This is a genomic window from Anaerobacterium chartisolvens, assembly GCF_003337415.1.
Classification (GTDB): Bacteria; Bacillota; Clostridia; order Acetivibrionales; family DSM-27016; genus Anaerobacterium; species Anaerobacterium chartisolvens.
Window position 1 is genome coordinate 1 of the sequence record NZ_QPJT01000051.1, and the last position, 9,436, is coordinate 9,436.

Sequence of the window (9,436 nt, forward strand, 5' to 3'; positions counted from 1 at the left end):
CTAAGGCACACAAAATGCTGCCTTAGTTTTCTAAATTTTAATTACAAGGCTCGTTAAATGGGCTGGCTTTATTTATATTAAACAGGAGCGTCCCTATATGACGGATGATGGCTCTTAACTTTACCCGATCGACTGTGGAAAAGAAAAAACTTGTAACGGATCGTATTTTTCATTGATCTGCCTTAGCCTATAAGAATTTTTCTCGAGCCTATGAAAAAAACTCTGTAAATAAATAATTTTTAAAATAGCTTTCTATGGTACAATAAAAAATCATAGGAGGCTATTTTTATGGCACGGAGAAAATCAGATTTATCAGAAGGAAAACAAAACATTATCGCAGCTCTTTTACAAGAGTATGATATCCAAACAGCCGATGACATTCAGGACGCTTTAAAAGATTTGTTGGGTGGCACTATTCAAAGTATGATGGAAGCTGAGTTGGATAACCACTTAGGCTATGAAGCTTACGAACGCACAAGTAATTCAAATGCCCGTAATGGTAAAAAACCTAAGTCCATACGCAGTAAATATGGTGAAATGAATATCCAAGTACCTCAGGACAGAGATTCCTCTTTTGAACCACAAGTAGTTCGGAAACGTCAGAAGGATATTTCTCACATTGATGATAAGATTATAGCCATGTATGCGAAAGGATTGTCAACAAGGCAGATATCAGAGCAGATCGAGGATATTTACGGTTTTGACGTTAGTGAAGGTATGATTTCAGATGTTACCAACAAACTCCTTCCTGAAATTGAGGACTGGCAGCACCGCCCATTATCCCGAATCTATCCAGTTATTTTTATTGATGCCGTTCACTTTTCCGTTAGAGACAATAATGTAATAAAAAAGCTTGCTGCATACGTTATTCTAGGAATTAATGAAGATGGGCTAAAAGAGGTGATTAGTCTACAGATAGGGCAAAATGAAAGTAGTAAATACTGGCTTGGAGTATTAAACGAGTTAAAGAACAGAGGGGTACAGGATATCCTGATTCTTTGTGCAGATGGCCTCAGTGGAATGAAAGAAGCAGTAAATACCGCATTTCCTGCAACAGAATATCAACGTTGTATTGTTCATCAAGTCCGAAATACCCTTAAATATGTAGCTGATAAGGATAAAAAGAAATTTGCAGCGGATTTAAAAACTATTTATCAGTCACCCTCAGAAGTAGTTGCACATGAACAAATGCTTGAGGTTACTGAAAAATGGGAAGCTTATTATCCAAACGCCATGAAAAGCTGGTCGGTCAATTGGGACGTTATTAGCCCGATTTTCAAGTTTTCTTCCGATGTACGGAAGGTCATCTACACGACAAATGCAATTGAAAGTCTGAATAGTACATACCGTCGACTAAACCGCGCACGAAGCGTATTTCCAAGTGATATAGCCCTGCTAAAGGCTCTTTATCTGGCAACTTTTGAAGCAACAAAAAAGTGGAGCCTGCCAATCAGAAACTGGGGTAAGGTCTATGGTGAACTATCAATCATGTTTGAAGGTCGTTTATAATTAATAAAAATAATCCCTTTTTGAACAGGGTCTTATTGACATACGCAAAAACATAATTTATATTAAACACGAGGCATGAATACTCGATATCCAAACACTCATGCCCCAAAAATTATCATAGAAAGCTATTTTACAGAATTTATTTCACACTCTCATTTTCCTCCGTAATACTCTCTTTCATAATTTAATAAGCAACTGTATGGAAAATTAATATACGAGCCATCGGTAATGGATTCTAAATATTTAAATCTTCTATGCACCCAATCTGTATTATCGGATTCATACCGCCGGTCCTTCCAAACTGATTGGATACCCATGATATAATCAGCATCCCTATAATAGAATGCCGTATCCTTTTTATTCACTGCCCCTACTTTTCCCCCAAGTGCATATAGCGACACAGCAGCATATACCGACCCCTCTGCCCTCCATCCAATCAAGTCCGCAATATTTTTCAATTCCGCCATGGTATACTGTCTATTGACAAATCTTCCTGTTGATTTAAATTTCTCAGAATCCGGATAGCTTTCTTCAATCTTTTGTATCGCTTCAAAAAATGTCATTTCCTTCAAATCAAAACGCGCTCCTTCTAACTGTAGCAGCGGTTGTAATACCATGTCTGCTTCTTTAGCCGTTCCATAAAACAAACCTCTCCCATAAATACCAATGCCATCCACTACAGAATTATATATGCTTACATTGATTGTAATTCTTTGATCCAAATCCATTAACCATTGCTGCCAAGCACTAAGAAATTGTATTCTTATCTCCGTCGAAGCTTGGAGATATTCTAACTCCACCAAGGTCACCTTATCAATTTTGGGCGGCAATCGAAAAGTCATGCCGGTAGCAACACCGAAGTTCCCTCCCCCTGCCCCTCTGCATGCCCAGAACAAATCGGAATTATGTGTTTCATTTGCTTTTATCACTTTTCCCATGGAATTTACCATTTCCAGTTCTATTAAGCTGTCACACCCAAGGCCAAAAATTCTGCTGGAATAGCCCCATCCTCCCCCTAGGGTATAGCCTATAACACCTACCGTCGGACAAGTTCCTCCTGGGAAGGGATATGCTTCTGCCGCAACTCGATGATAGAGCTGATGATTGGTAACACCACCTTGTACTTGTACAGTATTGCTCACCTCATCCAGATAGATATGATTCATTTGACTCACATCTATCACGAGAACATCATTACCTGTAGAGTATCCCTCATAATGATGCCCTCCGGATCGTATTCTAAGTCTAATATCACGGCTTCTTGCCCAGCAAATGGCGTTGCTTACGTCTTCCGTATTATGACAATATACAATTGCCAAAGGAAACTTTTGTATGGCCCTATTCCATTCCTGTCTAGCTTCTTCATATTCCGGGCTGTATCGCGTAATTACCTTACCGGTAAGGCCTCTGTAAATATATGATTTCATTTTTCTACTCCCTTCCAAAAATCAGGAAATCAAAGAACACCATATTCCATCCTATGCAGTTTGTTTAAATTTGGGGACGCTTCTGTTTTTACGGCCTGACACTGTCTGCGTATATCCACAACAATCCCAATAATTCGCCTGAATACACCGGGAGAGATGAGCTTTAATGGGCAAAAAAGCATCCCGCGAAAAGTACAGGGCTTTTAGGGTTAAGAAGGAACAGGATCGTCCCTATAATCTTTTGACTTTGTATTATAACGGATATAAAATATTTTATAACGACAAGTTGTAAAAGATGATTGAAAGGAAGTTGAAAATGAGGATATCATCATCTGAATATGAGATTATGAAAATTATCTGGACAATAAATAAAACAGTAACAAGCTCTGAAGTAATGAATGTACTTGCAGATAAACGAAATTGGAAGCAGCCCACCGTGTTGACCTTTCTAAACCGCTTATGTGAAAAAGCGCTTCTAAAAACAGAAAAGAATGGTAAACTTCGCAGCTATACACCAACGATAAGCGAAAGCGATTATAAGAAGCAAGAAACACAAGCCTTTCTAAATGAATTGCATGAAGGCAGTATCAGTAATCTCATCACGTGCATGGGAAGCAACGACGGATTAACTGCCGAGGATATTGATGATTTGCGAAAATGGTTGGAATCGACGCGATCTCATGATTGAATGGATTTTGGAACTCATGATACTACTAAAAAAGGATGGTGAACATAAATGAAACGGATATTCTTAGTTGAGGACGATAGGGCAATCGCTAAAAACCTCGTACTTTTGCTCCGTTCGGAGGGATTTACTGTAACCCACGCCTCTACACGTGGAGAAGCTCTTGCAGTTCTTTCCGGGAATAAATTTGACTTGGCACTGATTGATATTTCCTTGCCTGACGGAAATGGCTTTACAGTTTGTACAGAAATCAAGGAAACAGTGGATATACCCGTTATCTTTCTGACAGCTTCCGGTGATGAGTCGAGTGTGGTTACCGGGCTAAACATGGGTGCAGATGACTACATCACCAAGCCTTTTCGTCCACGTGAATTGATTGCACGGATCAGAACCTCCCTGCGTAAAAGCGGATGTTCCCCATCGGCTTTTGAAATCTCTGGGCTTCATGTCGATACGGCAAGCGGCGTTGTGAAAAAGAACGGCAATGAGGTTTTTCTTTCCGCTTTAGAATACCGTTTGTTGTTGGTGTTTATTAACAACCCAAAAAGTATTATCACAAGGAGCAAGCTGCTTGACGAATTGTGGGATGCTGCGGGCGAGTTTGTCAATGACAATACGTTGACCGTGTATATCAAACGCCTGCGGGAGAAGATCGAGTACAACCCGGCAAACCCGCAAATCATTCTAACCGTTCGTGGGACAGGATATCGATTGGGGGATGGATATGCTTCGAAATAGAGAATTTCGTCAGTTTGCTATTTTGTTCTCTTGCATAACTGCCGCTGCTGTGGCGCTGGGATTTGCAATTAATACGGCAGCTGGAATCCTGTCCGGTTGTTCTGCCGCTGCTTTTGGCATGGCATTTTATGCATTCACTAAAGAAAGATATAAAAGCATTGCACAAATTTCAGATCAAATCGACCTTGTGCTTCATAACGCAGACCGTTTGTATATTGCTGAATCACATGAGGGCGAACTGTCCATTCTGCAAAGCGAGATAACAAAAATGACGTTGCGTATTCGGGAGCAAAATTACGCGCTAAAAAAAGAAAAAGAACATCTTGCTGATTCGATGGCCGATATAGCACACCAGCTCCGTACCCCCCTCACATCTGTGAACCTGATTTTATCATTGTTAGAGAATAGCCGTAATGAAAATGAACGCAAAGCAATGATACGGGAAACAAAGGAACTGTTTGTACAGATGGATTGGCTGCTTACTTCACTGCTGAAATTATCCCGTTTGGATGCGGGTATTGTTGTATTTCAGAACGATAAAATTGATGTGAATACTTTGATAAGCGGTGCGCTTCATAAGTTTTTGATTCCAATAGAGCTGCACAATATAACCTTGCAAATAGACATGCCGAAAGGGATAATCATTCAGGGCGATTTAGGTTGGCTTTCAGAAGCCATTCAAAACATCCTCAAAAATTGCTTGGAAAGCGCCGGAGATGACGGAAAGATTGTGATTGCTTGCGAGGACAATCCGCTGTTTACCGAAATTGCGATTCGCGACAGCGGCGCAGGCTTTGCAAAAGAAGATTTACCACGCCTGTTTGACCGGTTCTATCGAGGTAAACATGCAGGTGCTGCCGGATATGGAATTGGACTTGCTCTCTGCAAGACGATTATCACACGGCATGGCGCTACGATTACCGCCAAAAACCACTCTCAGGGCGGCGCAATATTTTCTATTCGCTTTTCAAAGTGACGGATCTCTCACCTGAAAGTCACAGAGATGTAAGTTAAAAGTTTTATTATATGGGTAAACCACGAGAAAGGAGGCTCACATAATGGAGTTTTTGAAAATTGAAAATTTATGCAAGGTCTACGGCAAGGGTGATAACCAGATCACTGCGTTAGACCATGTTACCCTTACTATTGAAAAGGGGGATTTTACTGCGATAATCGGTTCTTCCGGTTCCGGTAAATCGACCTTGCTTCACGTCATTGCAGGTGTTGATGTGCCGACACGTGGAAAGATATATTTAGACGGGCAGGACATATATGCGGGGAGCAACGAAAAACTTGCCATTTTCCGCAGGCGGCAGGTGGGGCTGATTTATCAGTTTCATAACCTTATCCCCACTTTAAATGTTGTGGAAAACATCACCTTGCCTATCTTGATGGACAAGCGCAAGGTTAACGAGGAACGGCTAAATGATCTGCTGGAGCTACTGGGTCTACAGGAACGCAAAAACCATCTGCCCAATCAGCTTTCGGGTGGTCAACAGCAGCGTGTTGCTATCGGGCGTGCTTTAATGAACGCTCCGGCAGTCATGCTGGCCGATGAACCGACCGGCAGTCTGGACAGCCGTAACGGACAGGAAATCATTAAGCTGCTGAAAGAAAGCAATAAAAAATATGGGCAGACCCTGCTTCTTGTCACCCACGATGAAAATATCGCCTTGCAGGCAGACCGCATTATTACCATTGCGGATGGGAAAGTGGTGCGGGATGAGAGGCAGGTGACACGATAATGAACATCTTTAATAAAGTTGCCCTGCAAGGACTGAAAAAGAACCGTACACAAACACTTGTAACAATCGTCGGAGTTGTTCTGTCTGCTGCTCTGATTACGGCAGTTGCTACCTTTTCTGTTTCATTGCAAACCTATATGGTCAACGGAGCGATAATGAAGTACGGCAACTGGCACGTTGAATTTCCCGATGTAGATACCTCTTTTGTGCAGGAACAGGCTGATGATAGCAGAGTTGCAAATATCGCATCCTTTGAAAATATCGGCTATGCAACGCTTAAAGGCGGACAAAATCCCGACAAACCATATTTATTTATTGCTGGATTTAATAAGGAAGTCTTTTCCACTTTGCCTGTTGAAATTCTTTTCGGCAGATTGCCGGAAAACAGTAGCGAAATTATGGTTCCGGCGCACGTTGCGGCAAACGGTGGTGTGAAAATCTCGGTTGGCGATACCCTTACCCTTGCGGTCGGAAACCGTAAGGCTGGAAACAAAACGCTATGTCAGCACAACTCGTATCGTTCCGGGGAAGAAACACTGACACCCACTGCGGAGAAGACCTACACGGTCGTCGGCATATGCCAAAGACCCGCCTTTGAGGAACGTTCTGCTCCCGGATATACGTTGATTACAACAGCAGACACAGCGACTCCGTCGGACAGCTTCAGTGCGTTTGTTGCGCTGGAAAAGCCGAGTCAGATTCGCTCGTATGCAGGTAGCGAGGCCGAGAGCCACGCTTATGTCCTGAACGATGATGTGCTACGCTTTATGGGGCTTTCAGAAGATAAGATGTTTAATGCACTGCTCTACTCGATCGGGGGAATTTTGGTTGCCCTGATTATGCTTGGGTCGGTGTTCCTGATTTACAATTCTTTCAACATCTCCCTAAACGAGCGTACACACCAGTTTGGCATTCTAATGTCCGTAGGTGCCACAGAAAAGCAGTTGCGCAATTCTGTGCTGTTTGAGGGACTTTGCATCGGTGCGATTAGCATTCCCATCGGCATTTTGATTGGCATCCCAAGCATCATGCTTGTACTTTCTCTTGTAGCAGAGAATTTCGCAAATGTTCTTTATAGCAACGTACCGTTGACTTTAAAGGTATCTGTTCCCTCTCTTGTTACAGCAGCGGTTATCAGTATAATCACCATTCTGATTTCAGCCTATATTCCGGCAAAGAAAGCAGCCGGTACGCCTGTGATGGAGTGTATCCGCCAGACAAACGAGGTCAAGTTAGAATCCAAAGCGGTAAAAACATCAAAACTCGAAAAACGCCTTTATGGTTTAGAGGGAACACTTGCGTTAAAAAACTTTAAGAGAAACAAGCGGCGTTATCGCAGTATTATCCTGTCCCTTACTTTGAGTGTAGTGCTATTTGTATCGGCAAGCACGTTTGGGACCTATTTGGATCAGGTGGCGGGGCAGTCAGCTGTTGAAATGGACGGTGATATACTGCTCTATACACGGGATATGACCGAAAGTGAATTGTCCCAGCTTTATGATGCTTTGAAAACCGCTGACGGAGTTACCAAAAGCACCGATCAGGCTGTTTTAACCTATACCTGCGAGGTCAATACAAGTAATCTTACCAGTGGTTTTTGGGATAGCTACCGGGAGTCCGCAGATTTAGATGCACCAAGTAAAACGGTAAAGCTGTCGATGGATGTTCAGTTTATTGAGGATGGCATTTATAAGAACTTTATCGAAAGCCTCGGTCTGCCCACAGCGGAATATAACGGTCAAAACTCAAAAATGATTATCGTCGGGAAATATAACGGCGGGCTTGATATGTTTACAGACCGCTCGATGGATTTTATCCTTAGTGCCCCATCCGGGGAACAGACGAAAATAATTCACACAACCTTTGCAGATACCTACCCATTAGATCCACCGCCTGCAGAACGTTCTGAGGTGAAAGGATACGTTTTGATGGTGGTTGCCCCTCACCAGATGAAGTCGCAGTTTGACGCTCTGGATGCACCTGCGAAAATGGGCTTGACTTTCTGGTCAGATAATCCTGCACAGTCAACGGTGAAAATGCAGGCGATGATTGAGGGAACTGGCATTACCTCCAGCTATACTTTGTACAATGTTCATGCAATGCTGGAGCAAAACCGAAATATCCTGTTCATCGTAAATCTGTTTACTGTTGTTTTTATCATTATGATTTCCCTGATTGCGGTTGCCAATGTGTTCAATACGATTTCCACCAACATCAAGCTGCGCAGACGGGAGCTTGCCATGCTCCGCTCTGTGGGGATGTCCGATAGGGATTTCAATAAGATGATGCGCTTTGAATGTGCTCTTTATGGAGCACGAACGATGCTTTGGGGCTTGCCCCTCTCAGGAATCCTTTCTTGGTTGATTTATCAGGGGATGGTTATTGGTGGTGGTGACCTTGATTTTATATTCCCGTGGGGCAGCATCGGAATCAGTATGCTTGGCGTATTCCTTGTAGTGTTCATTACCACGCTGTATGCCATTCACAAGCTAAAAAGGGAAAATATCATTGACGCGCTACGGGATGATATGGCTTGATTCAACATTAGGGGGACGCTCCCGTTTATAGAACATTTGTTCTTGACAAATTATGCCTGATATTATATAATAAATCCAAGGGGTGGGTATAATGCCAAGAGCAGCAAGAAAAAAATCTGAAGAATGCATGTATCATGTGATGTCCAGAAGCATAAGCGAGATAGACCTTTTCCAGTGCGACGAGGATAAGGACTATTATCTTGCACTGCTTAAGCGATATAAAGATAAATACTACTGCAGAATATACGCTTATGCTCTTATGGATAATCATGTACATATTTATATAAACCCTTGCGGATATGACATATCGTTATTTATGCGCTGCCTGAACAATGCCTATGTCGCATACTTCAACAGGAAATACAACCGCCATGGGCACCTGTATCAGGGCAGGTTCGCGAGCTCGATAGTAGACAGCGACACATACAGTCTGACGCTGTCGGCATATATCCACAACAACCCGAAGGATTTGCCCGAATATGCCGGGAGAGAGGAGCTTTACAGGTATTCATCCTACGGGATATATACGGGGCTCAGGAATGATATTGAAGAAATAGTGGACGTAAGCTTTATACTTGCTCACTTTGACAGGGACAAAAAAGCATCACGGGAAAAGTACAGAGCTTTTACGGAATCAATGAAAGAAACGGGCATAATGAAGGAAGTTGATAATAATATCTTAAGGGCATATACTGAAAATGTGTACAACAGTGAAAAGTCCTATATTGTAAGGAATAGGATGCCGGAGGAAATAATACAAAGGATAGGGCAGTTTCTTGGAGAAAGGCTGGAGGA

At 42.5% G+C, this 9,436-nt stretch carries 9 protein-coding genes; 7 read left to right on the top strand and 2 right to left on the bottom strand.

What is annotated here, in order from left to right; genetic code table 11:
* Positions 1 to 120: 120 nt before the first annotated feature.
* Positions 121 to 246: a BBE domain-containing protein gene (locus tag DFR58_RS22670; RefSeq protein ID WP_114300427.1), complete on the bottom strand. Its 126-nt coding sequence runs from the start codon at positions 244 to 246 to the stop codon at positions 121 to 123.
* Between the two features lie 42 nt (positions 247 to 288).
* Here DFR58_RS22670 and DFR58_RS21190 point away from each other — a divergent pair, with 42 nt between their 5' ends.
* Positions 289 to 1,509, top strand: coding sequence for an IS256 family transposase (locus DFR58_RS21190; RefSeq protein WP_114300409.1), 1,221 nt, complete (start codon positions 289 to 291; stop codon positions 1,507 to 1,509).
* 152 nt (positions 1,510 to 1,661) lie between these two features.
* Here the strand turns inward: DFR58_RS21190 and DFR58_RS21195 are convergent, their stop codons facing one another.
* Complete coding sequence (locus DFR58_RS21195) at positions 1,662 to 2,936, bottom strand: FAD-binding oxidoreductase (protein ID WP_114300411.1); 1,275 nt, start codon at positions 2,934 to 2,936, stop codon at positions 1,662 to 1,664.
* 316 nt (positions 2,937 to 3,252) lie between these two features.
* On the opposite strand from DFR58_RS21195, the gene DFR58_RS21200 reads away from it, so the two are divergent.
* The 6 genes from DFR58_RS21200 to DFR58_RS21225 all read left to right on the top strand — a co-directional run.
* On the top strand, positions 3,253 to 3,624 hold the full coding sequence (locus DFR58_RS21200; protein ID WP_170138278.1) for a BlaI/MecI/CopY family transcriptional regulator: 372 nt from the start codon (positions 3,253 to 3,255) through the stop codon (positions 3,622 to 3,624).
* Between the two features lie 48 nt (positions 3,625 to 3,672).
* The gene (locus DFR58_RS21205; RefSeq protein WP_114300416.1) at positions 3,673 to 4,359 is read left to right on the top strand and encodes a response regulator transcription factor; all 687 of its coding nucleotides are present in this window, start codon (positions 3,673 to 3,675) and stop codon (positions 4,357 to 4,359) included.
* Positions 4,346 to 5,335, top strand: a complete 990-nt coding sequence (locus tag DFR58_RS21210; RefSeq protein ID WP_114300418.1) for a sensor histidine kinase — start codon at positions 4,346 to 4,348, stop codon at positions 5,333 to 5,335. The genes DFR58_RS21205 and DFR58_RS21210 overlap by 14 nt, the downstream gene beginning before the upstream one ends.
* A gap of 82 nt (positions 5,336 to 5,417) precedes the next feature.
* A complete protein-coding gene (locus tag DFR58_RS21215; protein ID WP_114300420.1) occupies positions 5,418 to 6,104 on the top strand; it encodes an ABC transporter ATP-binding protein in 687 nt (228 codons plus the stop codon).
* Positions 6,104 to 8,641, top strand: a complete 2,538-nt coding sequence (locus tag DFR58_RS21220; RefSeq protein WP_114300422.1) for an FtsX-like permease family protein — start codon at positions 6,104 to 6,106, stop codon at positions 8,639 to 8,641. The genes DFR58_RS21215 and DFR58_RS21220 overlap by 1 nt, the downstream gene beginning before the upstream one ends.
* Before the next feature lie 91 nt (positions 8,642 to 8,732).
* Positions 8,733 to 9,436: transposase (locus DFR58_RS21225; RefSeq protein WP_114300424.1), on the top strand; the 704-nt coding region annotated here is incomplete at its 3' end.

What these genes read in the sequence shown, in the direction of transcription:
- DFR58_RS21210 (WP_114300418.1), top strand. Translation starts at nt 4,346, where the DNA reads ATGCTTCGAAATAGAGAATTTCGTCAGTTTGCTATTTTGTTCTCTTGC.
- DFR58_RS21205 (WP_114300416.1), top strand. Translation starts at nt 3,673, where the DNA reads ATGAAACGGATATTCTTAGTTGAGGACGATAGGGCAATCGCTAAAAAC.
- DFR58_RS21220 (WP_114300422.1), top strand. Translation starts at nt 6,104, where the DNA reads ATGAACATCTTTAATAAAGTTGCCCTGCAAGGACTGAAAAAGAACCGT.
- DFR58_RS21200 (WP_170138278.1), top strand. Translation starts at nt 3,253, where the DNA reads ATGAGGATATCATCATCTGAATATGAGATTATGAAAATTATCTGGACA.
- DFR58_RS21195 (WP_114300411.1), bottom strand. Translation starts at nt 2,936, where the DNA reads ATGAAATCATATATTTACAGAGGCCTTACCGGTAAGGTAATTACGCGA.
- DFR58_RS21190 (WP_114300409.1), top strand. Translation starts at nt 289, where the DNA reads ATGGCACGGAGAAAATCAGATTTATCAGAAGGAAAACAAAACATTATC.
- DFR58_RS21215 (WP_114300420.1), top strand. Translation starts at nt 5,418, where the DNA reads ATGGAGTTTTTGAAAATTGAAAATTTATGCAAGGTCTACGGCAAGGGT.